Genomic DNA, 23,840 nt, shown 5'->3' with positions numbered 1-23,840 from the left:
CCGCGCCTCGCCCGGGGTTACAACTGTTGCAGATATCGTCGCAGCACGCGTTCGAGCTTGGCCGCGCCCATCGGCGCGATCGCCTTGGTCTGCTCGTGGCTGATCTGTTCATCGGCCATGCCCGCGCCCATGTTGGTGATGACCGACACGGCCGCGACCCGCAGGCCGAGGAAGCGCGCGAGGATCACCTCCGGCACGGTCGACATGCCCACCGCATCGGCGCCGAGAACCTTCGCGGCGCGAATCTCTGCGGGGGTCTCGAAGGTCGGCCCCGAGAACCAGCAATAGACGCCTTCGGGCAGCTCGATCCCCTCGGCCTCGGCCGCGGCTTTCAGGCCCGCGCGGATCTGCGCGTCATGCGCCTCGGTCAAGGGCACGAAGCGGGCGTCCGAGGGCTCGCCGATCAGGGGATTGTTGCCCGAGAAATTGATGTGATCGTTCAGCATCATCAGCCCGCCGGGGCGGATATCCTCGCGCAGGGAGCCCGCGGCATTGGTCAGGAGCAGGCTCTCGCAGCCCAGTTCCTTGAGGATCTCGAGCGGCAGGCGCATCTCGGCGGGGTTGCCGTGTTCGTAGTAATGCACCCGGCCCCCGAACACCGCGACCCGCACCCCTTCGAGCGTGCCGATCACCAGTTTCGGATTGTGGCCCGATACGCCCGCATGGGGAAAGCCCGGCAGGTCCGAGTAGGGGATCGCGACGCCCTCGACCTCCTCGGCCAGATGGCCGAGGCCGGAGCCGAGGATCAGACCGAGGCGCGGAGCTTCGGCCCCCGCCCGCTCGCGGATCAGGGTGGCGAGCTCAGCGCTCTTTGACATAGGGCTGTCCTCCGGCACGGGGCGGGATCGCCTTGCCGATGAAGCCGGCGAGGATGATCACGGTGAGGATATAGGGCACCGCCTGCATGAACTGGATCGGCAGGGTGATGACGCCAAGGTCGATATTCGGGTAGCGGTTCGAGATCGCCTCGAGCAGGCCGAAGAGCATCGTCGCGCCGAGTGCGGGCACGGGGCGCCACTTCGCGAAGATCAGGGCAGCGAGCGCGATATAGCCGCGCCCCGCCGTCATTTCCTTGACGAAGCCCGCCGCAAGCCCGGTCGCGAGATAGACGCCGCCCAGACCTGCGAGCACACCGGTGATCGCCACCGCCGTATAGCGCAGGCGGATCACCGAGATCCCGGCGGTATCGACCGATTCCGGGTTCTCGCCGACCGCGCGCAGGCGCAGGCCGAAGCGGGTGCGGAACAGCACCCACCAGGTGATCGGCACCATCGCGAAGGCGACATAGACGAGGATCGAATGGCCCGAAAGCAGGTTGGCGTAGATCTGACCGATGACCGGCACGTCCTTCACCGCCTCGGCCCCGGGCAGGGTGATCGGCTCGAACCGTCCATTGCCCGAAAGCTGGGGCGTCCGCCCGCCCTGGTGGAACCAGCTCTGGGCGATCAACACGGTAAAGCCCGAGGCGAGGAAATTGACCGCCACCCCCGAGATCAACTGGTTGCCGCGGAAGGTGATCGAGGCGAGGCCGTGGACGAAGGCAAGGCTCATCGAGCCCCCGACCCCCGCGAGGAGGCCGAGCCACGCGTTGCCCGTCACCGCTGCAACCGCGCCCGAGAAGAAGGCGGCCATCAGCATCTTGCCCTCGAGCCCGATATCGAAGATGCCGGCGCGTTCGGAGAACAGCCCCGCAAGGCAGGCGAGCAGCAGCGGCGTGCCGAGGCGCACGGCGCTATCGAGAATTTCGACGATCGTTGCGAAATCCATCTCAGGCCTCCTTCCGGGCGTTGGCGCGGGCGACAAAGAAGCTCTCGATCGGTGCGCGCAGCATGTTGTCGAACGCACCCGTGAACAGGATCACCAGCGCCTGGATCACGGTGATGAGCTCGCGCGGGATGGTGGTTTCGAGCGCCAGCTCGCCCCCGCCCTGGTAGAGGAAGCCGAAGAGAAGCGCCGCGAGGAACACGCCGAATGGGTGGTTGCGGCCCATCAGGGCCACCGCGATGCCGATGAAGCCCGCGCCCTCGACCGAGTTCAGCACCAGCCGGTGGGCCTCGCCCATCACGTTGTTGATCGCCATCAGCCCCGCGAGGCCGCCCGAGATCAGCATCGCCGCCATCACGATCTTCACCGGCGAGATGCCGGCATAGCGCGCCGCCGGTTCCGAGCGTCCGAAGGCGCGGATCTCGAAACCGAGCTTGGTGCGCCAGATCAGGATCCAGACGAGCCAGCAAGCGAGGATCGCGATGAAGAAGGACACGTTCGCCGGAACGGATTTCGAGAAGAACTGCCCCACGAGCGGAATGTCATGGAAGGTCGGCAGATGCGTAGCGGCGGGGAAGCGGGCTGTCGCCGGGTCCATCGAGCGCGGCGGGCGCAGCACGTTGACCAGCATGTAGTTCAGCACCGACGCGCCGATGAAGTTGAACATGATCGTCGTGATCACGATATGGCTGCCGCGCTTGGCCTGAAGCCAGGCCGGGATCGCCGCCCAGGCCGCGCCGAAGAGCGCGCCGCCGAACATCGCCGCGACCAGCGCGATGGTCCAGTGCGGCCACGGCACGGCGAGGAGCACCAGCGCCACGCCGAGCCCGCCTAGCGTCGCCTGGCCCTCGCCGCCGATATTGAACTGGCTGGCATGGTAGGCAACCGCGACCGCAAGGCCGGTGAAGATGAAGTTGGTCGAATAGTAGAGCGTGTAGCCCCAGCCATAGGGCGAGCCGAGCGCGCCCGAGACCATGACCTTGATCGCCTTGACCGGGTCTTCCCCGATCAGCAGCACGACGATGCCGGAGATCACGAAGGCGATCAGCAGGTTCAGGACGGGGATCAGGGCCACATCGACCCATTTCGGTGTCTTTTCCATCAGTCGGTCTCCTCCGGTGCGGCTTCGTCGGAGATCGTCCAGCCGTCCATTCCACGCACATCGTCGCCGCCGAGGCCCGCCATCAGGCAGCCCATGCCGGTCTGGGTCGCGCTCTCGACGGGACCGTGACCCATGATCCGGCCGTCGAACATCACCGCGACCCGGTCCGAGAGCGAGCGGATCTCGTCGAGTTCGACCGAGACCAGAAGGATCGCCGCGCCCTGGTCGCGCAACTCCACGAGACGCTTGTGGATGAATTCGATCGCGCCGATATCGACCCCGCGCGTCGGCTGGCCGACGAGCAGGAGATCGGGATTGCGCTCGATCTCGCGGGCGAGAACGATCTTCTGCTGGTTGCCGCCCGAGAAGCTTTTCGCCGGCAGCGTCGGGATCGGCGGGCGCACGTCGAAGCGCTCCATCGCCTCCGCGGTGTGGGAGACGATCCCCGCATTGTCCATCACGAAGCTGTTCTTCTGATAGGCGGGATCGGCGTGATAGCCGAAGACCATGTTTTCCCAGGCCGTGAAGTCGAGGATCAGGCCGAGGCGGTGACGGTCCTCGGGCACATGGGCGATCCCGCGCCGCCGCCGCGACTGGCCATCCGAATGCTTGCCGGTGAGGTCGATCTCTTCGCCGTTGATCCGGATCGTGCCGGTTCCGGTCGCGAAGCCGCCGAGAACCTCGAGCAGTTCCGACTGGCCGTTGCCCGCCACCCCGGCGATGCCGAGGATCTCGCCCGCGCGGATCGTCAGGTCGATGCCCTTGAGGCGTTCGACCCCGTCCTCGTCCTTCACGCTGAGGTTCTCGACCTCGAGCACGGTGCGTCCGGGTTCGGCCTTGGTCTTGGTGACGTTCAGGAGCACCTTGCGGCCCACCATCAGCTCGGCGAGCTGCTCCGGGCTGGTCTCGGCGGTCTTGACCGTCGCGGTCATCTCGCCGCGGCGCATCACCGAGACGGTGTCGGTGATCTCCATGATCTCGCGCAGCTTGTGGGTGATCAGGATGATCGTCTTGCCCTCGCGGCGCAGGTTGTCGAGGATCCGGAACAGATGGTCGGCCTCGGCGGGGGTCAGCACGCCCGTGGGCTCGTCGAGGATCAGGATGTCGGCCTGCCGGTAGAGCGCCTTGAGGATCTCCACGCGCTGCTGGTGGCCGACCGAGAGCTCCTCGATCGTCTCGTCGGGATCGACGTTGAGTTCGTATTCCTCCGCGAGCCGCTTGAGCTCCTTGCGGGCCTTGGCGAGCGAGGGGCGCAGGAGCGCTCCGTCTTCGACGCCGAGGATGATGTTCTCGAGCACGGTGAAGTTCTGAACCAGCTTGAAGTGCTGGAACACCATGCCGATGCCGGCCTTGATCGCGGCCTCGCTGTCGGGGATCGGGGTGTGCCGGCCCTTGATCCAGATCTCGCCCGCATCGGCCTTGTAGAAGCCGTAGAGGATCGACATCAGCGTGGATTTGCCCGCGCCGTTCTCGCCGATGATGCCGTGGATCGTGCCGGGCATGACCCGGATCGAAATGTCTTTGTTGGCCTGCACCGTGCCGAAGGCTTTCGAGATGCCTTTCAGCTCGATCGCGGGCGCCCCTTCGGGAGTGGCAAGGGCGGCAGTTGCCTGCCGCCCCGCTTCAGTCGTTCCTGTCTCTACCATCACTGGACCGGGCAGCTGTCATCCGACATGTAATCGTGGACCTCGATCTTGCCGTCGATGATGTCGGCCTTGGCCTGATCCACGGCCTTGAGCATTTCCGGGGTCACGAGCGCCTTGTTGTCGTCGTCGAGCGCGAAGCCGACGCCGTCCTGGGCGAGGCCCATCACCTTGATGCCGGGCTTGAGGTCGGGACCCGCCTTGAAGGCGTCATAGACCGCGTTGTCGACGCGCTTGAGCATCGAGGTCAGGACCTGGCCCGGATGGAGGTAGTTCTGGTTGCTGTCGACGCCGATCGAGAGGACCTTCGCATCGGCCGCGGCCTGCAGAACGCCGATCCCGGTGCCGCCGGCGGCCGCGTAGATCACGTCCGCGCCCTGGCTGATCTGGGCCTTGGCGATCTCGCCGCCCTTCACCGGGTCGTTCCAGGCCGCCGGGGTGGTGCCGGTCATGTTCTGGATCACCTTCGCGTCCGGGTTGGCCGCTTTCACGCCCTGCACGTAGCCGCAAGCGAATTTGCGGATCAGCGGGATGTCCATGCCGCCGACGAAGCCCACGGTGCCGGTCTTCGAGGCCATGCCGGCCATCAGGCCGACGAGGTAGGAGCCCTGCTCCTCCTTGAAGACGATCGACTCGACGTTCGGCTGGTCGACGACCATGTCGACGATCGCGAATTTGGTGTCGGGATAGTCGGGCGCGACGTTGTTGAGCGTGTCGCCGAAAGCGAAGCCGGTCATCACGATCGGGTTGGCCCCGGACTCCGCGAGCTTGCGCAGCGCCTGTTCACGCTGGGCTTCCGACTGCATCTCCAGTTCCTTGTAGGAGCCGCCGGTCTCGTCGGCCCAGCGTTTCGCCCCGTTGAAGGCAGCTTCGTTGAAGCTCTTGTCGTACTTGCCGCCCAGATCATAAATGATCGCGGGCTCGGCCAGAGCGGCACCGGCACTCAGCGCGAGCGTCGCGGCAGCGCCGAGAAACTGTTTGAGGAAAGTCATGGATCACTCCCGGTCATTGGGGCTTTTTGCGTAAGCCTGTTGGCGGGCGTGCGACACCCGCAGACCTCGGGATTTGGTCAGAGCTTGCCCAAGGGGTCAAGCATCAAAGTAGGACTGACGCTGGGTCGCAAGACAAATTTGATTGAACGGTCAGTCTTTCGCCTGCGCGAGCGGCAGCGTCAGAACGATCGCGTCGATGCTGCTGCCGTCAGGTGCGCGGTAGTATCCCTTCCGAACCCCTGATTCTTGCCAGCCGGTCGCGCGGTAGAGCGCACGGGCCGCGACATTGTCCACCGCGACTTCGAGGAAGGCGCTTTCGGCGCCGCGCGCCCGGGACGCGTTTTCGAAAGCCTCGAGGAGGCGGCGCCCGATGCCCTGCCGGCGCGCCGAGGGATCGACGGCGAGGGTGAGCAGTTCGGCCTCGCCCGCGAGGGCGCGGCCGAGCAGGAAACCATGCGTTTCGTTGAGCAGGAAGGCGCCGGGGCTCTTGAGGAGCGAGCCGAATTCTTCCTCGGTCCAGGGGCGCGGGGTGGTGAAACAGGCCAGGTGCAGGCTGGCGAGGGCTTCGCGGCGCATCAGTCGAGGATCCTGGGTGGTGGGTCGGCGGGAGGGGCCGCATCGGCCGAACGCAGATAGAGCGGTGCCGGGCGCGGCTGTTGCGTGTCAGCACGGCGTGCCGCGATCCGGGCGATGGCGGTGGCGAGCGCCTCGGCGGACACTCCCTCGACGATGTCGAGCCCTTCCGCAGCCGCTTCCGCGATCGCCTCGTCCCGGGGGACGAGGTCGGGCGAGGGGCGTGGGCCGCCGCCGAAATCCTGCACATAGACATCGCCGCGGCGCGCATCGAGCAGCGCGCGCATCGGGCGGGGACCGTCCTCGGCCAGCGCATCGAGGCTTGAGACGCCGATCGCGGGGATCTTCAGGCTGAGCGCGAGGCCGCGCGCCGCGGCGACGGCGATCCGGACCCCGGTGAAATTGCCGGGCCCGATCCCGACGCCGATCACGGAGAGATCGCGCCACCCGATCCCCTGCTCGGCAAGCATCTCCTCGAGCAGCGGCATCAGGCGTTCGGCCTGCCCGCGCCCCATCTCTTCGGCACGCAGGGCCACGATCTCGTCGCCGCTCAGCAAAGCGGCCGCGCAATGCGCGGCCGATGTGTCGAAACCGAGGATCATCCGATCACGCATCGACTGGGCGGACCTCGGTCACTTCGGGGATGTAGTGGCGCAGCAGGTTCTCGATGCCCATCTTCAGCGTGAGCGTCGAGGAGGGGCAGCCCGCGCAGGCGCCCTGCATGTGCAGATAGACGATGCCGCGCTCGAAGCCGTGGAAGGTGATGTCGCCGCCATCCTGCGCCACGGCCGGGCGCACGCGGGTATCGAGGAGTTCCTTGATCTGGGCGACGATCGCCCCGTCCTCGCCATCATGCTCGGCATGGCCCGACGGAGCCGCCTCGCCCTCGATCACCGGGGCGCCGGACTGGAAATGCTCCATGATCGCACCGAGGATCGCGGGTTTCGCGTGATCCCAGCTCGTTTTCTCGTCCTTGGTCACGGTCACGAAATCCGATCCGAAGAACACGCCGGTCACTCCGGGCACCGCGAAAATGCGTGCCGCAAGCGGAGATTTCTGCGCGGCATCGGCGCTCGGGAAATCCGCGGTGCCGGCTTCCAGCACGGTCTGGCCGGGCAGGAATTTCAGCGTCGCGGGGTTCGGGGTGGTTTCGGTCTGAATGAACATCGGATGCCTCCTTGGCTTGGGCTCCATATGCGCCTTCCGAGCAAATGAATCAAGTATCGCAGGCCTGCCGGGATCAGATCACCCGCTGTTCGATTTCGCACGGATCGGAGATGTCGGGGCGCCAGAAATCCTCCGCCTCCGGGCCGATTTCGGTCAGCGCCGCGGCAAGGTCGCGATGGTTGGCATGCCGCCAGAGCGCGAAGGCGGTGGCTTCGATCGCATTCTCGGGCGTGAGATTGTGATGCGGGCGCCACGCCTGCACTTCGCGGGTCATTTCGGCGCGCCTGGCGAAGGGGCGGGGTGGTGCCGCGACATCCCAGCCGAAAACGAAGATCGCGCGCGCCACGCAGGGCAGGCAATCGGCGAAGGCGATGGCCTGCGCTGGCGCGAGCCGGGCGCGGAAGGTCCGGAATACGCCATCGACCGCGGTATAGGTCATGTTGTCGCTCCCGAGGCCCATCCGGTCGCGCGCCGTCGCGAGGAAGGAGGCGAATTCCTTCGACGCGTGCCGGTAGGTCCAGGGCATCGGCATGTCAGGTGATCTGCTCGAGCTTTTCCTTCGACATCTCGCCCGGCACGACGGTGAGCGGGCAGGGCAGGGTGCCCGCCTGCTTGACCATCTGCGTGACCAGAGGGCCCGGGCCGCCCTTGCCGGTGCCCGCGCCCAGAACCAGTACGCCGACGCCCGGATGTTCCTCGATCACGTTGAGGATCTCGGTGACCGGCTCGCCCTCGCGGATCACCAGTTCGGGATTGACGCTCTGGCGGTCGCGCATCCATTTCGCGAAGACCTCGAAATGGGCCTCGATCCGTTCACGCGCTTCCTCTCGCATGATCTCGGCCACGCCGATCCAGTGCTGGTATTCGTCGGGCGGGATCACCGAAAGAATGATCACTCCGCCGCCAGTGTGATTGGCGCGCATCGCCGCGTAACGCATCGCGTTGAGGCATTCGCGGGTATCGTCGAGCACGACCAGAAACTTGCGCATGCTTCCTCCGGATCGGGTCAGGCGCGGATCATCGCGCGCAATGACGGCTTTGGCAACAGCGCTCAGAGCGGCGCGCCGAGGGCCCAGTCCCAATAGGTTTCGCGCGCGGCGCGGACCACGGGACCGATCTCGTAACGGATGTCATCGAAGGCGGCGACCGGGGTGACCTTGGCGAAGTTGCCCGACAGGAAGACCTCGTCGGCGTTGCGGAAATCGTCGAGCGTGAGCACCGTTTCATGCACGGAGAAGCCCGCGGCGCGCAGGTTCTCGATGTGACGTGCCCGCGTGATCCCGGCAAGGAAGGTGCCGTTCGCGATCGGCGTGAAGATCTCGCCATCGCAGGCCATGAAGATGTTGGCGGTGGCGCTTTCGGCGACATTGCCCATCGCGTCCTGCACGAGGGCGTTGCCGAACCCTTTCGACTGCGCCTCGACCAGCATCCGCGCGTTGTTCGGATAGAGGCAGCCCGCCTTCGCGTTGCAGACATTGTCGGCAAGCACGGGACGGCGGAACTGGGTCGTGGTCAGCGTCGTCGCCTTGTCGGGCGCGGGCATCGGCACCTCTTCCAGGCAGAGCGCGAACCCCGTCGCCCCCTTGGCCGGAGCCACGCCCAGATCCGAGCCGTGGATCGCCCAGTACATCGGGCGGACATAGACCGCGGCGTCGCGGGAATATTTCCGCAGCCCCTCGCGGGCGATCTCGACCATCTCGGCAGGCTCGATCGTCGGCTCAATCATCAGCGCCTCGGCCGAGGCGTTCACCCGCGCGCAATGCCGGTCGAGATCCGGCACGAGCCCGTCGAACAGCCGCGCCCCGTCGAAGACCGAGCTGCCCTGCCAGAGCCCGTGATCGGCCGCGCGCATGACGGGAATATCGCCCTCGTGCCACGCGCCGTCGAACCAGGTGCGGATGTTCTTCCCGAATGCCATGCCAGTCTCCTTCGTATTCGCGCGGATCCAACCACCGCGCGCGGGGGAAGTCCAGAACCGCGATTGTATCGGTGTCAGGCGGCGGGCGCCGCTTCGGCCAGAAGCGCTTGCAGATCGAGCGGTCGATTGCCCATCATCAGATTGCCCTCGGCATCCCGGGGCCAGTCTTCGGGCGCGCGGTCGCGGTAGAGTTCGACCCCGTTGCCGTCCGGGTCGCGCAGATAGACCGCCTCCGAGACGCCGTGATCGGCCGCGCCCTCGAGCGCGATCCCCGCCTTGAGCACCCGGCGCAACGCATCCCCGAGGCTTGCGCGGTCGGGATAGAGAAACGCGGTGTGATAGAGCCCGGTCGTGCCGGGCGGCGGGGGATCGCCGCCGAGGCTCTCCCAGGTGTTCAGCCCGATATGATGGTGATAGCCGCCCGCCCCGAGAAAAGCCGCCTGGCTCCCGAAGCGCTGCTGCAGCTCGAAGCCGAGCACGCCTGAATAGAACCCGATAGCCCGCTCGAGATCGGCCACCTTGAGATGGACATGGCCGATGCGGGTGTCGGGATGGACCGGTCGAGACATGATGAAATCTCCGTTCATTCTAGGTCCAAGATAGCGCCGCCGGCCTTGCCCGGGCAGGCGAGCGCGCGCACAGCCCCTGCGCGGGGCCGCTCAGGCGAAGGACAGGCTTAACGCAATCGCAACCGGGCCGGGCCTAGGCTGAGCCCGAGCGCGGCCCCTGCGGGCGTCCGCGCGGGCATAGCGAGAGGATTGCGGATGACACGGGCGCAGCGTCTGAGAAAACGGCTCTTCGATCTTGCTCTTGCGGTCCTGCTGCTGCCGCTGATCGCCCCGGCTTTTCTGGTGACGCTTGCGGCGGTGATGCTGCTCGACGGGCGGCCGTGGTTCTACAGGGGGGAGCGGATGAAATCCCCCACCGAATCTTTCTGCATCTGGAAGTTTCGCACCATGCGCCCCGATCCCGCCGATCACGGTGTCTCGGGCGGGCACAAGGCGTGCCGGATCACGCCGCTCGGGCGCATCCTGCGACGCTGCCGGGCGGATGAACTGCCCCAGATCTGGAATATCCTGCGCGGCGACATGAGCTTCGTCGGCCCGCGTCCGCCGCTGCCCGAAGTCGTCGCCCGTTTCCCCGACCTCTATGCGCGGGTGCTGAGGGTGCCGCCGGGGCTCACGGGCCTCGCGACCGTGCATTTCCACGCCCGCGAAGCGCGCATCATGGCGCTGTGCCACGATCCTGCGCAGGCGCGGATGACCTATGACCGGCGCTGCGTGCCGATCAAGGCGCGGCTCGACCTGATCTATCAGCGCCATCTCTCGTTGCGCCTCGACCTCGTCTTGATCTGGCGCACGATGCGGGAGGTCTTCGGATGAACGGGCGCGGGTTCGGCTGGTCCGAAAGCGCCTTGGCGCGCTGGCTGATTGCCTTGCCGCGCTCGCGCAAGGCGGTGCTCATGCTCTGCCTCGATATCGCGCTGGTGCCTCTGGCGATGATGCTCGTCGCGCTGGTTTTCGGGCGCGGGACGGGCGTGATCGGGGGCTGGCCTTTGCTGCTCGGCATGATGGCGCTCGCCGGGGTGGGAAGCATCGCGACGGGCCTCTGGCGCCTGCGCCTGAAGGAATATCCACTGACCGGACCGCTCCGAAGTCTCGTGATCGCCGCGACGCTCGGGGCTGTTGCCGGAGCCTCGACCGGCAGCGCTCCGCTCTCCGAGCCGCTATTGCTCGCGCTGCTCTACAGCCTCCTGCAGGGCGGGGCGCGACAGGCCTTGGCCAGGGTAATGGCCGCGCTTTACCGCCGCTCGCGGATCGTCTCGCGGGTTGCGATCTACGGGGCGTCGCCATCCGGCATCGCCCTGTCGCGCGCCCTCATGGACCGGGCCGGGATCGTGACCTGCGCCTTTCTTGACGAAAACCCGGCGCTGAGAGGGGCGCAACTCAACGGACTGCCGGTCCTTCCCCCCGCCGCCGCGCACAAGCTGCCGCGCGATTTCAATATCGACCGGGTCATACTTGCCGATCCCGCGTTCGCGCCGGCCCGCCTTCACGCGCTGACGCGCCGGCTCGAAGGGCTTGGCCTGCGCGTCGAAAGCCTTCCGGCCTTCGCCGAGATCTGCGCGCAGGGCGATCTGGCGGCGCAGCTCGCGCCGGTCTCGGGGGCCAGCCTGTCGCGGCGCGAGGAACTCGACGACGCGCTCCTTCCGGTGCGCGCCTTCTATCACGGCAAGACCGTGCTGGTTTCGGGCGCCGGGGGCTCGATCGGCCTGCAGCTCTGCCGGGAGATTCTTCAGACTGCTCCGCGGCGTCTGATCCTGCTCGAATTTTCCGAGCCCGCGCTCTACCGGGCCGAGGCGGAGCTGCGGGCGCTGGCCGCCGGGTCGGGCGCGGACCACCTGGTGCCGGTGCTCGGCTCGGCCGCGGATGCACGCCTCTTGCGCGGACTGTTCCGGCGCGAGCAGGTCGAGGTGGTGGTCCATGCCGCGGCCTACAAACATGTCCCGATCGTGGAGGCCAATCCCCGCGCGGGCATTGCGAACAATGTGTTCGCCACGCTCCGTCTCGCCCGGGCGGCGCGCGAAGCCGGGGCGGAGCGGTTCGTCCTGGTTTCCTCGGACAAGGCGGTGGCGCCTTGCTCGGTGATGGGGGCTTCGAAACGGATTGCCGAGCTGATCGTTCAGGATCTCGCGAGCCGCCCGAGCGAGACGGTCTTCTCGATCGTGCGCTTCGGCAATGTGCTGGGCTCATCGGGCTCGGTCGTTCCTCTTTTCGAAGAACAGATCCGCAATGGCGGCCCGGTCACGGTGACGGATCGCCGCGCCACCCGCTATTTCATGAGCGTGACAGAGGCGGCGCGGCTCGTCCTTCTGGCCGGCGCATGGCGCGGATCCGGCGGCGTCTATGCGCTCGACATGGGGCACCCGGTCCGGATCGAGGATCTTGCGCGGCAAATGATCGAGGCGCGCGGCTACCGGCTGCGCGACGCAGCGACCCCGGAGGGAGATGTCGAGATAATCGAGATCGGGCTGCGTCCGGGGGAAAAGCTTCATGAGGCGCGGATGACCGGTGTCGGCGCGCGTCCGACCGCGCATCCCAAGATCGTGCAGGTCGACCCGCCTCATCCTTGCGAATTGGGGACCGCCGCGCTGCTGCGCGATCTGCGCGCCGCGCTCGAGGCCGAGGAGGACGCGGCGCTCCATTCGGTCCTGGCCCGGGTCATGGGCGCGGCCGAGGCGGCGCCGGGCTCGCAATCGCAGGCGGTGGTGGCCGGGGGCGTGGAGCCGGAAAAGATCACCCACCCTGCCTCCTGATCGGGAACGGGGCAAGGTGTCCGGCGGCGTGTCGATGAGGGGCCGACCGCGCGGGTCGCGGCGCGCGATCAGGCGAAGGGATCGGTCGGGTAGTCCACGCCGCACAGATAAAGCCCTTGCGGCGGGCTCACCGGGCCGCAGGCGGCGCGGTCGCGCGCAGCGAGCGCGCTTGCCACCCGATCCGGCGCCCATGACCCGGCGCCGACCCGTTCGAGCGTTCCGACGATCGAGCGCACCTGGTTGTGAAGGAAGCTGCGCGCGCGCAGGTGAAAGCGGAATTCGCGCCCATGCGGGATCTCGAGGCCTTCGATCCGGATCTCGTCGAGCGTCTTCACCGGCGAGTTCGACTGGCAGAGCGTCGAGCGGAAGGTGGTGAAATCGTGGTGCCCGACCAGGTGGGCCGCGCCGGCGCGCATCGCTTCGAGATCAAGCTCGTTGCGCACATGCCAGACCAGCCCGCGCTCATGCGTCATCGGCGCCCGGCGCTGCACGAGCCGGAACAGGTAGCGCCGTTCGCGCGCCGAGAACCGGGCATGAAACTCCTCCGGGACCTGCGCACAGGCGAGGATCGCGACCGGGGCGGGTCGGAGGTGATAGTTGAGCGCCTCGGCCAGACGGAACGGATCCCAGTCCTTCGCCAGATCCGCATGGGCGACCTGACCGGTCGCGTGCACGCCCGCATCTGTGCGCCCCGCGGCCGCGATCCGGTGCGGCCCGGGCTCGAGCCGCTCGAGCGCGGTCTCGATCGCCTCCTGCGCCGAAGGCTGGTCCGCCTGCCTCTGCCAGCCGGCAAAGGGGGCTCCGTCATATTCGATCTTGAGCGCGTATCTGGGCATGCTCGCGCCATAGCCCGAGCCCGGCCGATTGCGCAATCCCTTCCGCGCGGCCGGCGCGGGCGCGGCGTCAGCGCCGTTCCGGGATGAACTGCTGCGTGATCCCCACGAGGAGAAGGTAGACCGAGGTCACCACGAGGCCCCAATGCGCCCAGCTCGCCGGATCGAAATCGACCCAGGCCGCCCAGCCGGCGAAGAAGGTCCAGGCCAGCGCCATCGGCAGCGAAATGGCCCGCCAGCGCTGCGTGCGCACGGGATGGATGAACTTGAGCGGCAGGAACATCGCGATGGCGAGCGCGACCACGATCACGAGGATGGTGGTCGGATGGGGCTTGAGCGCGAAGAGCACCAGAACCAGCATGTTCCACGCGCCCGGAAACCCCTGGAAGGAATTGTCCGTCATCTTCATCCGGGTGTCGGAGAAATAGACGACGCTCGCATAGGTGATCGCGATGATCGCCAGCCATCCCGTCCAGCCGGGCAAGAGGCCGGATTTGAACAGCGCGAAGGCCGGGATGAAGACATAGGTGAGATAGTCCACGATCAGGTCCATCAGCACCCCGTCATAGACCGGGAAATTCTTCTTCACGTCGTAGCGGCGCGCGAGCGGGCCGTCGATTCCGTCGACGAAGAAGGCGACGACGAGCCACAGGAACATCATGCCCCATTTGCCCTCGGCCGCCGCGAGCAGGGCCAGCATCGAAAGCACCGCGCCGGTGGCGGTGAGAAGGTGGACGAAGAGGGCTTTGACGCGGATATCCATGCCTCCCTGATGCCGGATTTGCGACGTCGGGGCAAGCGCCGCTTCAGGCGCGGGGATGGGCCTTGTCGTAGATCTCCATCAGCCGCGCGGCGTCGACGGCGGTGTAGATCTGGGTCGTGGCGAGGCTCGCATGGCCGAGCAATTCCTGGATCGCGCGCAGGTCTCCGCCCGCGGCGAGCAGGTGGGTGGCGAAACTGTGCCGCATCGCGTGCGGCGTGGCGGTCGAGGGCAGGCCGAGCGCCATGCGGGCCCGTTCCATCGCCTTCGAGATCATGCGCGGATTGAGCGCCCCGCCGCGCGCCCCGCGAAAGAGCGCGCCGCCCGTTTCGACCGGGTAGGGGCAAAGCCGGACATAGTCCGAGACGGCCGCCCGCGCGGCGGGGATGACCGGTACGAGGCGTTCCTTGTCGCCCTTGCCCCGGATGCGCAGCACCTCGGGCAGGGGATGGGCGTCGCCGGTCAGGCCGAGCGCCTCGGAGATCCGCAGCCCGCAACCGTAGAGCAGCGTCAGCACGGCCGCGTCGCGCGCCGCGATCCAGGGCTCCATCGCCTGGGTGTCGACCTGCGAGATCATCTCGACCGCGGCCTCCTCGCTCAGCGGCCGGGGCAGCTTGCGCTGGTATTTGGGGCTGCGCGCCGAGAGGATGTGGCTCGCATCGAACCCATCGCGATCGGCGAGCCAGCGAATGAAGGACTTGACCGAGGAGAGCGCCCGGGCGAGCGAGCGCGCCGAGAGGCCCCGATTGCGTTCATGCGCCATCCAGGCGCGCATGTCCGAGGGGCCGAGCGTTGCGATCCGCGCGGTCCCGAGGCTCTCGCCGTGATGGCTCTGGAGAAAGCCCAGGAAACCCGCCACGTCCCGGCGATAGGCGGCCAGAGTGTGATCGGAGACGTCGCTCAGGCCGCGCAGGTGGCTGAGCCACTCGGCCAAGGCCGCATGCAGACCTTCGGACGGCTCGGCCATCAGTCGAGCCAGCGGCGCATCGTCCGTTCGAACACGCCCGCGAAGAAGGCCAGGAGGTCGGTGCCCTGCGAGGGTTTGAAATGATGCGGATCTTCCGCGCCCATCACCAGCATTCCCGGCATCCGGCCCTCGCCCAGATCGAGCCGCATCAGCGCCTCGGAGCGAATCCAGTCCGTCGCCTCGCCATAGATCGCCTCGGAGCCCGGCACGGTCTGGCGCAGCACCACGCCACGCGGCTGGCCGCCCCGGCCGCCGCGCATGTATTCGGTGACGAAGCCCGGCTCGCCCACGCAGAGCACTTCGCCCAGCGGCTGCAGCGTGGGGTCGTCCTCGCTGCTCTGGCTTTCGAGCACGAGGCGCATCGCATCGACACGCAGGATCTCGGCGACGTCTGTCGCGAGATTGTTCAGGAAGGAGGGGAAATCATGCGGGTCGAGCAGGCGCAGGATCGCGCGGTGGATCTGGTTCGTGCCCGCGAGGTTCTCGTAGGCGGCGGCGATCACCGAACGGTGGGTGTCCTCGAGGCGATCGAGACGGGCTTCGAGCCGCGCCATCGCGACCCCGCGCAGATCGACGATATTGCCGCCCATCGCGGCTTCGTTCGCGGCGATCAGCGTCCGCATCAGATCGTGGTCTTCGAGGATCACGTCGGGATCGGAAATGATCTTGTCGCGGAGCTGGTCCGCGAGGGCCGTCTCGGTCATGCCTGTCTCGTCGCTCGAACTCTGTTCCATTTTCGATCAGCATACACGATGGCCACGCCGATGCAGTCGTAAAATCACCCGCGGGCACGAAAAAGGCCCGCCGGTGGCGGGCCTGTGACGTTTCGGACGCAAGTGGTTCAGATGATCTTCTGGCCGGTCGCGTCCCAGTCCTTGAGGAACTGCGCGAGCCCCTTGTCGGTGAGCGGGTGGTTCGCCATCGCCTTGATGACCGCGGGCGGCGCGGTGATCACGTCGGCGCCGATGCGGGCCGCGTCGGTGATGTGGTTGACCGAACGGATCGAGGCGGCGAGGATCTGCGTCGAGAAATCGTAATTGTCGTAGATCGTGCGGATGTCCTCGATCAGCTGCATCCCGTCGAGGTTGATGTCGTCGAGGCGGCCGATGAAGGGCGAGATGAAGGTCGCGCCGGCTTTCGCCGCGAGGATCGCCTGCGCAGCGGAGAAGCACAGCGTGACATTGACCATGTGGCCTTCGGATGCGAAAGCCTTGCAGGCGGTCAGGCCATCCCAGGTCAGCGGAACCTTGATCGCGATATTGGGGGCGATCTTGGCGAGCTTGAGACCTTCTTCGATCATGTCCTTGGCCTCGGTGGCCACGACTTCGGCCGAGACCGGGCCCGAGACCATCTCGCAGATCTCCTTGGTCACTTCGAGGATGTCGCGGCCCGATTTGAGGATCAGCGACGGGTTGGTGGTCACGCCATCGACCATGCCCAGATCGTTGAGCTCGCGGATCGCGGCGGTGTCGGCGGTATCGACGAAGAATTTCATGGCAGCACTCCTTGGCAGCGGTCGCGAGCCTGTTAGCGCAAATGCTGCCCGCGCGAAAGGGTCGAAAGCGCGGTTCTCGGGGGCTCTGCGCTCCGGCTTCGCCACTCCGCGCCCCATTTGGACGAGCGCCGAAAGGAGCGGAGCGTGAGCGGGGCGGGCTGGTTCGAGGAAGGCGCGCGCGTGGCGGTGCTGACGGCCGAGCCGATCGGCAAGCCGCTCGATTACCGCGCGCCCGAGGGCGGGTGCTGGGCGGGCGCCTTCGTCGAGGTGCCGCTGGGACCGCGCAAGGTGATCGGCGTGGTCTGGGGGCCGGGCGAGGGCGGGTTCGACGCGGCGAAGCTGCGGCAGGTGAACCGGGTCTTCAATGTCGCCCCGATGCGTGACGAGCTGCGCGAGTTCCTGATGCGGATGGCGGAGTACACGATGACGCCGCTGCCGCAGGTATTGCGGCTCGCGACCCGCGCGCCGGGGCTCGGAGATCCGCCGGGGATGCGCAAGATCTACCGGTTGGGCGGAGACGAGCCCGAGCGGATGACCGATGCGCGGGCGCGCGTGCTCGAGGTGCTGCGCGATCATGGCGGGGCGGGGTTCTACCTCTCGGAACTTGCGCAACTGGCAGGCGTCACCACGCAGGTGGTGAAGGGGCTGGTGAAGACCGGCGCGCTGGTCGAGGCGGAGGTGCCGCGCGATCTGCCGTTTCCGCGGCTCGATCCGGCGCGCCCGGGCAAGCAGCTGTCCGAGGCGCAGGCGGGAGCGGCGGCGCAGTTGCGCGGAGGGAGCGGAGGCTATTCGACGACACTGCTGAAAGGTGTGACCGGGTCGGGCAAGACCGAGGTCTATCTCGAGGCGGTGGCGGAATGCCTGCGCGGGGGGCGGCAGGCGCTGGTGCTGCTTCCGGAGATCGCGCTGAGTTCGGAATTTCTCTCCCGGGTCGAGGCGCGGTTCGGCGCGCGGCCCGGCGAATGGCATTCGGGAGTGACGCAATCGGAGCGGCGCAGGCTCTGGAAGGCCTGTGGGTCGGGTGAGGTTCAGCTGGTCGTGGGCGCCCGCTCGGCGCTGTTCCTGCCGTTTCGCGATCTCGGGCTGATCGTGGTCGATGAGGAGCATGACAGTTCCTACAAGCAGGAAGAGGGCGTGCTCTACAATGCCCGCGACATGGCGGTGCTGCGCGCCTCTCTCGCCGGGGCGCAGGTGGTTCTGGCTTCGGCCACGCCCTCGCTGGAAAGCTGGGCCAATGCGGAGGCCGGGAAATACAAGCGGCTCGATCTGGGCGCGCGCTATGGGACGGCAGAGCTGCCGGAAATGGCGGCAATCGACATGCGCGACGAGGCGATCGAGAGCGCGCACTGGATCGGGCCGACCCTCGTCAAGGAGGTGCTGGGGCGGATCGCTGAAGGCCAGCAGGCGATGCTGTTTCTCAACCGGCGCGGCTATGCCCCGGTCACGATCTGTCGTGCCTGCGGGCACCAGATCGGCTGCGATCACTGCGATGCGCGGATGGTGGAGCACCGGTTTCTCAAGCGCCTCGTCTGCCATCAATGCGGCGAGACCAAGCCGATCCCGGTGAAATGCCCGAGCTGCGAGGTGGAGGGCAAGCTGGCGCCGGTCGGCCCGGGGGTGGAGCGGCTGGCCGAGGAGGTGACGGAACGGTTCCCGCAGGCGCGGGTGGCGGTGCTGTCCTCCGATCTCTTCGGCTCGGCGCGGGCGCTCAAGGAGAAGATCGCCGAGATCGCGCAAGGCGAGGCCGATATCATCATCGGCACCCAGATCGTGGCGAAGGGGCACAACTTTCCCCGGCTTACGCTGGTCGGCGTCATCGACGCGGATCTGGGGCTGCAGGGCTCGGATCTGCGCGCCGCGGAGAAGACCTTCCAGCTGATGCGGCAGGTGGCGGGCCGTGCGGGGCGGGCCGAGGAGAAGGGCGTGGCGCTGTTGCAGACCTACCAGCCCGAGCACCCGGTGATCCGCGCGATCCTCGGGGGCGACGAAGAGGCGTTCTGGGCGCAGGAAGCGGCGGCGCGGGCCGCACAGGGCGTCCCGCCTTACGGCCGGATGGCCGGGATCATCCTGTCGGGGCCGGATCTGCAGCCGCTCTTCGAGATCGGCAACGGTCTTGCCCGCAATGACGCGGCGCTGCGGCGGATCGGGGCGCAGGTCTTCGGCCCGGCGCCGGCGCCGATCGCGCGGGTGCGCGGGCGCCACCGGGTCCGCATGCTGGTCAAGGCCGAGAAGGGGGCGCCGTTGCAGGCAGCGTTGCAGGGTTGGCTCAAGGGGCTGAGACTGCCGGCCAACACGCGGCTCGCGGTCGATATCGACCCGCAGAGCTTCCTGTGAGGTTCAGCAGGTAAGGCTCAGCAGGCCTGGGCCGGGGTCAGGTGGCGCTGGTCGAGCAGGAAGTCGGTGACCATCGCTCCGATCCACATGCAGAAGAGCGCAAGCCATGCCGTCGCGGCGAAGATCGAGCCCCCCGTCACGCCGTTGCCGATCGCGCAGCCGCCTGCCAGCATCGCGCCGAACCCCATCAGCACAGCGCCGATCATCGAGCGCCGCATCACCGGCACCGAGTCGAAGGCCTGCCAGCGGAACTGACCCGAGAGGAGCGAGCTCAGGAACGCCCCCAGCACGACGCCCGGCACGAGGCCGACGTCGAATTCCAGCACCGCATGGCGGTCGAGGAAGAACATCAGCGTGTTCGCGGAGGGGCCCGAGAAGGTGACCGAGTTCACCGGCACCGGATCGAAGGCGACCTGCGCGAGGGTGAAGGTCAGAACCCAGCCCACCGCCACCGCGAAGCCCACGCCCGAGGCGAACAGCCAGACCCGTATGCCGATCTGGTTGCGCGCCGCGAGATAGAGCCCCGCGAGCGCGAAGACGATGCCGATCGCGAGGCCCGACCAGTCCGGCAGATGCAGCGCCATCAGCAGATTGACGTTTTCGCCGCCGGGCGTGATCCAGAGACTGGCCAGCCGGTCGCGATAGGGGGCGAGAATGCCTTTCAGGCTCATCTGCGCCGTAACCGCGAAGATCAGCCCCGAGACGACCGAGCGCAGATTGCCCGTCGAGGCGAGCACCAGCAGCCGCCCCGAACAGCCGCGCGACAGGACCATCCCGACCCCGAACATCAACCCGCCGATGATCGCCCCCGACCAACTGCCGGGGATCGACATCATCCGGCTGTCGGATTCGCGAAACAGCCCGAAAAGCTGTGCCGCCTGTACCCAGACCAGCGCGGTCGAGAAGGTGAGAAACCAGACGGCGACCTTGCCGCCGAACTTGCCGCGCGCCAGTTCCACGGCCGCGGCGCGCAGGCAGAAATTCGATTTCTGCGCGGCCACCCCGAAGACGGCGCCGGTGATCGCGCCGAAAAGCGCCGCGGTGGGGCCTTCGCCGATCTGGTCGATGATGGGAATGATGTCCATGTCGATGCTCCTGGTCGCGTCGACGTGATGCCAGAGGCCGCACCTATGCACATTGATCTGGATCAGGATGCACGCTTTGCCGTCTTGCCTACGCGCATGGCTTGGAGTCTATGGGCGGCATGATCAAGTTCCGCGACACCCACCTCGACGAGGTCCATCTCCTGCCGCGCTGGCGCAGACCGGATATGCTGCTCTACGTGATGGCCGCCGCCATGCCGATCTCCTTTGCGACCTGGTCGGCGCTGCTCAACAACTTCGTCATCGACGTCGTGCATTTCGACGGGGTGGATATCGGCTGGCTGCAATCCTTCCGCGAAGTCCCTGGATTCCTTGCCATCGGGGTCATCGTGGTGCTCTGGGTGATGCGCGAACAGGTGCTCGCGCTCCTGTCGCTGATGCTTCTGGGCGCGGCCACCGCGGTCACCGCCCTGTTCCCGAGCTTCGGCGGGCTGATCCTGGTGACGCTGCTCTCCTCGATCGGGTTTCACTACTTCCAGGCGGTCAACCAGTCGCTGCAGCTGCAATGGATCGACAAGGCGCAGGCGCCGCAGACATTGGGACGAATTGTCGCGATCGGGTCGGGCGCATCGCTCGGCGCCTATGCGCTCCTCGTGCTGACCTGGAAGAGCTTCGATCTGAGCTACGAATTCGTCTATGCCGCATCCGGGATCACCACGATGTTGATGGTGGCGGCCGCCGCGCTGATCTACCCGCAATTCCACACCCGCGAGCCGCAATCGAAGAAATTCGTGCTGCGCCGCCGCTACTGGCTCTATTACGCGATCACCTTCATGGCGGGCGCGCGACGGCAGATCTTCGTCGTCTTCGCCGCCTTCATGATGGTCGAGCGTTTCGGGCTGCGGGTCGACGAGATCTCCGCGCTCTTCCTGATCAACTACGCGGTCAACATGGCCGCCGCCCCCGCGATGGGCCGTTTCGTCGCGCGCTTCGGCGAGCGGCGCGCCCTGATCGCCGAATATGTCGGGCTGACGCTTCTGTTCCTGTCCTATGGCGGGATCTACTGGTTCGGCTGGGGGCTGTGGGTGGCCGCGGCGCTCTACGTGATCGACCACCTGCTCTTCGCGCTCGCCTTCGCCCAGAAGACCTATTTCCAGAAGATCTGCGATCCCGGAGATATCGCGCCCACCGCCGCGGTTTCCTTCACCATCAACCATATCGCCGCCGTGTTCCTGCCCGCGACGCTCGGCTATCTGTGGATGATCTCGCCCGGCGCGGTCTTCGGACTGGCGGCGGGAATGGCCGTGATCTCCCTCGGGCTCGCGCTTCTGGTGCCGCGCCACCCGTCGAAGGGCTACGAGACGGTGCTGCAGGGGCTCGGCCCGGTTCCCGCCTGATCGGGGTTTGATCTGGATTTCGGCCCCGTGGCGCCTATGTTGTGGGGCGACAAGGGAGACGCGTCATGCTGTTTGGAAGGCCCACCACGATTCCGTCGAAAACCGAGGCCCTGCCGGGTCGGTCCGAGGCGATGCCTCTGGCCGAGCCGCATTTCCTCTGGGCGCGCGACCTGCGCGCGCCCGTGCCCGAGGGCATGCAAGAGGCGATGTTCGGCATGGGCTGTTTCTGGGGCGTCGAGCGAATCTTCTGGAACACCGACGGTATCTGGCTGACGATGGCGGGCTATGTGGGCGGGCATACGGCCAACCCCACCTACAAGGAGGTCTGCACCGGCATGACCGGCCATAACGAGGTGGTCCGCGTGATCTTCGATCCGGCCAAGGTCAGCTACGAGGATCTGCTGCGCATCTTCTGGGAAAATCACGATCCGACGCAGGGCATGCGGCAGGGCAATGATCGCGGCACCCAGTACCGCTCGGGCATCTACACCTACACGCCGGACCAGAAAGACGCGGCCGAAGCCTCGCGTGCGGATTATGCGCAACGCCTCGCCGCGGCAGGCTATGGCGCGATCACCACCGAGATCCGCGAGGCCCCCGAATTCTACTATGCCGAGGATTATCACCAGCAATATCTGGCGAAGAATCCCGACGGGTATTGCGGGATCGGCGGCACCGGTGTGAGCTGTCCGATCGGTCTCAGGGCCTGAGCTCCCTCTTCCTCTTGACCCAAATATCCCGGGGGAGCCTGCCGCGAGGCAGGCGGGGGCAGAGCCCCCTGCTCGGCCAATGTCTGTCGTCCTCCGGTTCCGGGGCAGCGCCCCCCGCGTATGCTTGACGCCCCGCACGCCCCGCCCTAAGCCCGGCGCAAGCCTTCAAAGGAGCCGCCATGTCCACCTTCACCGCCTTCACCACGCTGGCCGATCGCGATGCGGCCGAGGCGCTCTCGGCGCGGCTCGAGGATCTCGAGCCCGCGCCCTACGGCACCGGCGTTTTCGAGATCGAGGACGGCTCGGGGCGCTATGAAGTGTCGGGCTATTTCCTCGAGGCGCCGGACGACGTGGCGCTCGATCTGCTCGCGATCAGCCACGGTGCGCAGCCCTTCGCGATCTCGGAGCTGCCCGAGACCGACTGGGTGGCCCATGTGCGCCGCGAACTCGCGCCCGTGCAGGCGGGGCGGTTCTTCCTCTACGGCAGCCATGACGCGGACAAGGTGCCCGAGGGTGCCGTCGCGCTGCGCATCGATGCGGCGATGGCTTTCGGCACCGGCCATCACGGCACCACGGCGGGGTGTCTCGCGGCGCTCGACGCGCTGGCCCATGAGGGCCACGGCTTCCACAACGTCGCCGATATCGGCTGCGGTACGGCCGTGCTCGCGATGGCGGCGGCGAAGCTCTGGCCCGAAACGGTACTGGCCTCCGATATCGACCCGGTCGCGGTGCAGACGGCGCAGGCCAATGTCGAACTCAACGATCTGGCGGGCCGCGTGATCTGTCTCGAGGCGGCGGGCTTCAATCACTCGCGCCTTCTCGACGCGGCGCCCTATGACCTGATCTTCGCCAATATCCTCAAGGGCCCGCTGGTCGCGCTGGCCCCCGACATGGCCCGCCACTGCGCCGAATCGGGCTTCGTCATCCTCAGCGGCATTCTCAACGAGCAGGCCGAGGAAGTGATCGCCGCCTACGAAGCGCAGGGCTTTGTCCTGCATTCGCGCAAGGAACTCGGCGAGTGGACCACATTGGTGATGCGGCGCGGATAATCCGCCATAATTTTCCTCCGGTCGCCCGCCGGTAAGGTTTATTTTGTGTTTACGGGCGTCTGTGTGTGGGCGCCCGGGCACATCCTTGGGCACCGCCATGCGCGATTCGCAGCTGAACGATTTCGAGAGACGCCTGCAGAGGATCGACCAGATCCACCAGGCCGGGGGCGCGTTCGAAGCGTCGGGGTCGCTCGGGCGGAGCTATTTCGATTCGATGCGCCCGAAGGCGCGGCGCGCGCTCTCGCTGCGCGGGCTGGCTCTGATCGCCGCCGCGGCTCTGCTCGTGAAAGGGGTGATGATCGTCCAGATCGGTGCGGAGCGTTACGGCGCAAAGGTCGAAAGGCTGGCACAGGGCTCGGAGGCCGAGCGGATCGGCGCCTGGGTGATGCGTCCGGGACCGCTGACGACCCTGATCGCAGACAATCTGCGGCCGATCCTGAAGTAAGACATCGCGAGCCACAAAAAAGGGCTGCGCCGTTTCCGGGGCAGCCCTTTGCTCATCGCCTGAGGCGGAGGATCAGCGCATATGCGCGATATCGAACCGGGTCAGGCCGATATCTTCGAGAGCGCGGTCCGACAGCTTCAGAAGCGCCTTGCGGGTCACGCGGTGATCATTCCAGGCTTGAAGCGCGGCGATCATCGAGGCCAGGAGGCCCGGACGCACATTGCGTGCGCTCATGCGATTGATGTCGATCGAGGACATGGGGGAGGTTCCTTGTTCACAAACTGCTCAACTTTCGGGCATCTCTGTCCGCAAGGCGCAGATAAGACCGGCGC

General features: G+C 67.1%; 26 protein-coding genes. 7 read left to right on the top strand and 19 right to left on the bottom strand.

From position 1 onward, the window contains the following. Positions 1-17: 17 nt before the first annotated feature. The 12 genes from DW2_RS07525 to DW2_RS07470 form a co-directional block, all read right to left on the bottom strand. Positions 18-818: a purine-nucleoside phosphorylase gene (locus DW2_RS07525; RefSeq protein WP_038145051.1), complete on the bottom strand. Its 801-nt coding sequence runs from the start codon at positions 816-818 to the stop codon at positions 18-20. Then, positions 802-1,767: an ABC transporter permease gene (locus DW2_RS07520; RefSeq protein WP_038145050.1), complete on the bottom strand. Its 966-nt coding sequence runs from the start codon at positions 1,765-1,767 to the stop codon at positions 802-804. Before DW2_RS07520 ends, DW2_RS07525 begins: the two co-directional genes overlap by 17 nt. A gap of 1 nt (position 1,768) precedes the next feature. Continuing rightward, on the bottom strand, positions 1,769-2,866 hold the full coding sequence (locus DW2_RS07515; RefSeq protein WP_038145049.1) for an ABC transporter permease: 1,098 nt from the start codon (positions 2,864-2,866) through the stop codon (positions 1,769-1,771). After that, the gene (locus DW2_RS07510; protein WP_051855612.1) at positions 2,866-4,512 is read right to left on the bottom strand and encodes an ABC transporter ATP-binding protein; all 1,647 of its coding nucleotides are present in this window, start codon (positions 4,510-4,512) and stop codon (positions 2,866-2,868) included. Before DW2_RS07510 ends, DW2_RS07515 begins: the two co-directional genes overlap by 1 nt. Further along, positions 4,512-5,501, bottom strand: a complete 990-nt coding sequence (locus tag DW2_RS07505; RefSeq protein ID WP_038145048.1) for a BMP family lipoprotein — start codon at positions 5,499-5,501, stop codon at positions 4,512-4,514. Before DW2_RS07505 ends, DW2_RS07510 begins: the two co-directional genes overlap by 1 nt. Before the next feature lie 150 nt (positions 5,502-5,651). Next, complete coding sequence (rimI, locus tag DW2_RS07500; protein ID WP_038145047.1) at positions 5,652-6,077, bottom strand: ribosomal protein S18-alanine N-acetyltransferase; 426 nt, start codon at positions 6,075-6,077, stop codon at positions 5,652-5,654. Next, positions 6,077-6,688: a tRNA (adenosine(37)-N6)-threonylcarbamoyltransferase complex dimerization subunit type 1 TsaB gene (gene tsaB / locus DW2_RS07495; RefSeq protein WP_038145046.1), complete on the bottom strand. Its 612-nt coding sequence runs from the start codon at positions 6,686-6,688 to the stop codon at positions 6,077-6,079. Before tsaB ends, rimI begins: the two co-directional genes overlap by 1 nt. Continuing rightward, positions 6,681-7,241, bottom strand: coding sequence for a NifU family protein (locus DW2_RS07490; RefSeq protein WP_038145045.1), 561 nt, complete (start codon positions 7,239-7,241; stop codon positions 6,681-6,683). The genes tsaB and DW2_RS07490 overlap by 8 nt, the downstream gene beginning before the upstream one ends. Before the next feature lie 73 nt (positions 7,242-7,314). Beyond that, positions 7,315-7,773, bottom strand: coding sequence for a DUF2267 domain-containing protein (locus tag DW2_RS07485; RefSeq protein WP_038145044.1), 459 nt, complete (start codon positions 7,771-7,773; stop codon positions 7,315-7,317). Between the two features lies 1 nt (position 7,774). After that, complete coding sequence (locus DW2_RS07480; RefSeq protein WP_038145041.1) at positions 7,775-8,230, bottom strand: universal stress protein; 456 nt, start codon at positions 8,228-8,230, stop codon at positions 7,775-7,777. Positions 8,231-8,292: 62 nt separating this feature from the next. After that, positions 8,293-9,159: a branched-chain amino acid aminotransferase gene (locus DW2_RS07475; RefSeq protein ID WP_038145038.1), complete on the bottom strand. Its 867-nt coding sequence runs from the start codon at positions 9,157-9,159 to the stop codon at positions 8,293-8,295. Between the two features lie 74 nt (positions 9,160-9,233). Then, positions 9,234-9,728 (bottom strand): VOC family protein, encoded by a 495-nt coding sequence (locus tag DW2_RS07470; protein ID WP_038145036.1) that lies wholly within the window; start codon positions 9,726-9,728, stop codon positions 9,234-9,236. A gap of 195 nt (positions 9,729-9,923) precedes the next feature. On the opposite strand from DW2_RS07470, the gene DW2_RS07465 reads away from it, so the two are divergent. Then, positions 9,924-10,541, top strand: a complete 618-nt coding sequence (locus DW2_RS07465; protein WP_038145035.1) for a sugar transferase — start codon at positions 9,924-9,926, stop codon at positions 10,539-10,541. Continuing rightward, positions 10,538-12,475: a polysaccharide biosynthesis protein gene (locus DW2_RS07460; protein WP_051855610.1), complete on the top strand. Its 1,938-nt coding sequence runs from the start codon at positions 10,538-10,540 to the stop codon at positions 12,473-12,475. The genes DW2_RS07465 and DW2_RS07460 overlap by 4 nt, the downstream gene beginning before the upstream one ends. A gap of 68 nt (positions 12,476-12,543) precedes the next feature. Here the strand turns inward: DW2_RS07460 and truA are convergent, their stop codons facing one another. The 5 genes from truA to fsa form a co-directional block, all read right to left on the bottom strand. Further along, positions 12,544-13,311 carry a tRNA pseudouridine(38-40) synthase TruA gene (gene truA / locus DW2_RS07455; protein WP_038145151.1) on the bottom strand — a complete coding sequence of 256 codons (768 nt, stop codon included), beginning with the start codon at positions 13,309-13,311 and terminating at the stop codon, positions 12,544-12,546. Between the two features lie 67 nt (positions 13,312-13,378). Next, on the bottom strand, positions 13,379-14,071 hold the full coding sequence (locus DW2_RS07450) for a CDP-alcohol phosphatidyltransferase family protein (RefSeq protein ID WP_038145033.1): 693 nt from the start codon (positions 14,069-14,071) through the stop codon (positions 13,379-13,381). Between the two features lie 43 nt (positions 14,072-14,114). Further along, complete coding sequence (locus DW2_RS07445; protein ID WP_038145031.1) at positions 14,115-15,035, bottom strand: tyrosine recombinase XerC; 921 nt, start codon at positions 15,033-15,035, stop codon at positions 14,115-14,117. Continuing rightward, positions 15,035-15,739, bottom strand: a complete 705-nt coding sequence (locus DW2_RS07440) for a DUF484 family protein (RefSeq protein ID WP_038145029.1) — start codon at positions 15,737-15,739, stop codon at positions 15,035-15,037. Before DW2_RS07440 ends, DW2_RS07445 begins: the two co-directional genes overlap by 1 nt. A 137-nt stretch (positions 15,740-15,876) precedes the next feature. Next, positions 15,877-16,530 (bottom strand): fructose-6-phosphate aldolase, encoded by a 654-nt coding sequence (gene fsa / locus DW2_RS07435; RefSeq protein WP_038145027.1) that lies wholly within the window; start codon positions 16,528-16,530, stop codon positions 15,877-15,879. Between the two features lie 144 nt (positions 16,531-16,674). Here fsa and DW2_RS07430 point away from each other — a divergent pair, with 144 nt between their 5' ends. Beyond that, the gene (locus tag DW2_RS07430; protein ID WP_038145026.1) at positions 16,675-18,864 is read left to right on the top strand and encodes a primosomal protein N'; all 2,190 of its coding nucleotides are present in this window, start codon (positions 16,675-16,677) and stop codon (positions 18,862-18,864) included. Between the two features lie 17 nt (positions 18,865-18,881). Here DW2_RS07430 and DW2_RS07425 read toward each other — a convergent pair whose 3' ends face one another. Next, on the bottom strand, positions 18,882-19,949 hold the full coding sequence (locus DW2_RS07425) for a YeeE/YedE family protein (protein WP_038145025.1): 1,068 nt from the start codon (positions 19,947-19,949) through the stop codon (positions 18,882-18,884). Between the two features lie 110 nt (positions 19,950-20,059). On the opposite strand from DW2_RS07425, the gene DW2_RS07420 reads away from it, so the two are divergent. The 4 genes from DW2_RS07420 to DW2_RS07405 all read left to right on the top strand — a co-directional run bounded on the left by DW2_RS07420 (position 20,060) and on the right by DW2_RS07405 (position 23,508). Next, positions 20,060-21,304: an MFS transporter gene (locus DW2_RS07420; protein WP_238321282.1), complete on the top strand. Its 1,245-nt coding sequence runs from the start codon at positions 20,060-20,062 to the stop codon at positions 21,302-21,304. Between the two features lie 65 nt (positions 21,305-21,369). Then, on the top strand, positions 21,370-22,014 hold the full coding sequence (msrA, locus tag DW2_RS07415) for a peptide-methionine (S)-S-oxide reductase MsrA (RefSeq protein ID WP_038145022.1): 645 nt from the start codon (positions 21,370-21,372) through the stop codon (positions 22,012-22,014). A gap of 179 nt (positions 22,015-22,193) precedes the next feature. Continuing rightward, the gene (locus DW2_RS07410; protein WP_038145021.1) at positions 22,194-23,063 is read left to right on the top strand and encodes a 50S ribosomal protein L11 methyltransferase; all 870 of its coding nucleotides are present in this window, start codon (positions 22,194-22,196) and stop codon (positions 23,061-23,063) included. A 97-nt stretch (positions 23,064-23,160) separates the two neighbouring features. Beyond that, a complete protein-coding gene (locus DW2_RS07405) occupies positions 23,161-23,508 on the top strand; it encodes a hypothetical protein (protein ID WP_038145019.1) in 348 nt (115 codons plus the stop codon). A 72-nt stretch (positions 23,509-23,580) separates the two neighbouring features. Here the strand turns inward: DW2_RS07405 and DW2_RS07400 are convergent, their stop codons facing one another. After that, complete coding sequence (locus DW2_RS07400) at positions 23,581-23,766, bottom strand: DUF1127 domain-containing protein (protein ID WP_038145016.1); 186 nt, start codon at positions 23,764-23,766, stop codon at positions 23,581-23,583. Positions 23,767-23,840 lie beyond the last annotated feature (74 nt).

It is taken from the genome of Thioclava atlantica (assembly GCF_000737065.1).
Classification (GTDB): domain Bacteria; phylum Pseudomonadota; class Alphaproteobacteria; order Rhodobacterales; family Rhodobacteraceae; genus Thioclava; species Thioclava atlantica.
Note: the sequence above shows the minus strand (reverse complement) of the source record. Positions and strands in the feature narration are given on the sequence as shown.

Excerpts from the sequence above, each read along its gene's own strand:
- DW2_RS07460 (WP_051855610.1), top strand. The coding sequence starts at position 10,538 with ATGAACGGGCGCGGGTTCGGCTGGTCCGAAAGCGCCTTGGCGCGCTGG.
- DW2_RS07410 (WP_038145021.1), top strand. The coding sequence starts at position 22,194 with ATGTCCACCTTCACCGCCTTCACCACGCTGGCCGATCGCGATGCGGCC.
- DW2_RS07475 (WP_038145038.1), bottom strand. The coding sequence starts at position 9,159 with ATGGCATTCGGGAAGAACATCCGCACCTGGTTCGACGGCGCGTGGCAC.
- DW2_RS07470 (WP_038145036.1), bottom strand. The coding sequence starts at position 9,728 with ATGTCTCGACCGGTCCATCCCGACACCCGCATCGGCCATGTCCATCTC.
- DW2_RS07450 (WP_038145033.1), bottom strand. The coding sequence starts at position 14,071 with ATGGATATCCGCGTCAAAGCCCTCTTCGTCCACCTTCTCACCGCCACC.
- DW2_RS07510 (WP_051855612.1), bottom strand. The coding sequence starts at position 4,512 with ATGGTAGAGACAGGAACGACTGAAGCGGGGCGGCAGGCAACTGCCGCC.
- DW2_RS07485 (WP_038145044.1), bottom strand. The coding sequence starts at position 7,773 with ATGCCGATGCCCTGGACCTACCGGCACGCGTCGAAGGAATTCGCCTCC.
- msrA (WP_038145022.1), top strand. The coding sequence starts at position 21,370 with ATGCTGTTTGGAAGGCCCACCACGATTCCGTCGAAAACCGAGGCCCTG.
- fsa (WP_038145027.1), bottom strand. The coding sequence starts at position 16,530 with ATGAAATTCTTCGTCGATACCGCCGACACCGCCGCGATCCGCGAGCTC.
- DW2_RS07480 (WP_038145041.1), bottom strand. The coding sequence starts at position 8,230 with ATGCGCAAGTTTCTGGTCGTGCTCGACGATACCCGCGAATGCCTCAAC.
- DW2_RS07520 (WP_038145050.1), bottom strand. The coding sequence starts at position 1,767 with ATGGATTTCGCAACGATCGTCGAAATTCTCGATAGCGCCGTGCGCCTC.
- DW2_RS07405 (WP_038145019.1), top strand. The coding sequence starts at position 23,161 with ATGCGCGATTCGCAGCTGAACGATTTCGAGAGACGCCTGCAGAGGATC.
- rimI (WP_038145047.1), bottom strand. The coding sequence starts at position 6,077 with ATGCGCCGCGAAGCCCTCGCCAGCCTGCACCTGGCCTGTTTCACCACC.
- DW2_RS07440 (WP_038145029.1), bottom strand. The coding sequence starts at position 15,739 with ATGACCGAGACGGCCCTCGCGGACCAGCTCCGCGACAAGATCATTTCC.
- tsaB (WP_038145046.1), bottom strand. The coding sequence starts at position 6,688 with ATGCGTGATCGGATGATCCTCGGTTTCGACACATCGGCCGCGCATTGC.
- DW2_RS07505 (WP_038145048.1), bottom strand. The coding sequence starts at position 5,501 with ATGACTTTCCTCAAACAGTTTCTCGGCGCTGCCGCGACGCTCGCGCTG.
- DW2_RS07515 (WP_038145049.1), bottom strand. The coding sequence starts at position 2,866 with ATGGAAAAGACACCGAAATGGGTCGATGTGGCCCTGATCCCCGTCCTG.
- DW2_RS07420 (WP_238321282.1), top strand. The coding sequence starts at position 20,060 with ATGGGCGGCATGATCAAGTTCCGCGACACCCACCTCGACGAGGTCCAT.
- DW2_RS07445 (WP_038145031.1), bottom strand. The coding sequence starts at position 15,035 with ATGGCCGAGCCGTCCGAAGGTCTGCATGCGGCCTTGGCCGAGTGGCTC.
- DW2_RS07465 (WP_038145035.1), top strand. The coding sequence starts at position 9,924 with ATGACACGGGCGCAGCGTCTGAGAAAACGGCTCTTCGATCTTGCTCTT.
- truA (WP_038145151.1), bottom strand. The coding sequence starts at position 13,311 with ATGCCCAGATACGCGCTCAAGATCGAATATGACGGAGCCCCCTTTGCC.
- DW2_RS07525 (WP_038145051.1), bottom strand. The coding sequence starts at position 818 with ATGTCAAAGAGCGCTGAGCTCGCCACCCTGATCCGCGAGCGGGCGGGG.
- DW2_RS07400 (WP_038145016.1), bottom strand. The coding sequence starts at position 23,766 with ATGTCCTCGATCGACATCAATCGCATGAGCGCACGCAATGTGCGTCCG.
- DW2_RS07425 (WP_038145025.1), bottom strand. The coding sequence starts at position 19,949 with ATGGACATCATTCCCATCATCGACCAGATCGGCGAAGGCCCCACCGCG.
- DW2_RS07490 (WP_038145045.1), bottom strand. The coding sequence starts at position 7,241 with ATGTTCATTCAGACCGAAACCACCCCGAACCCCGCGACGCTGAAATTC.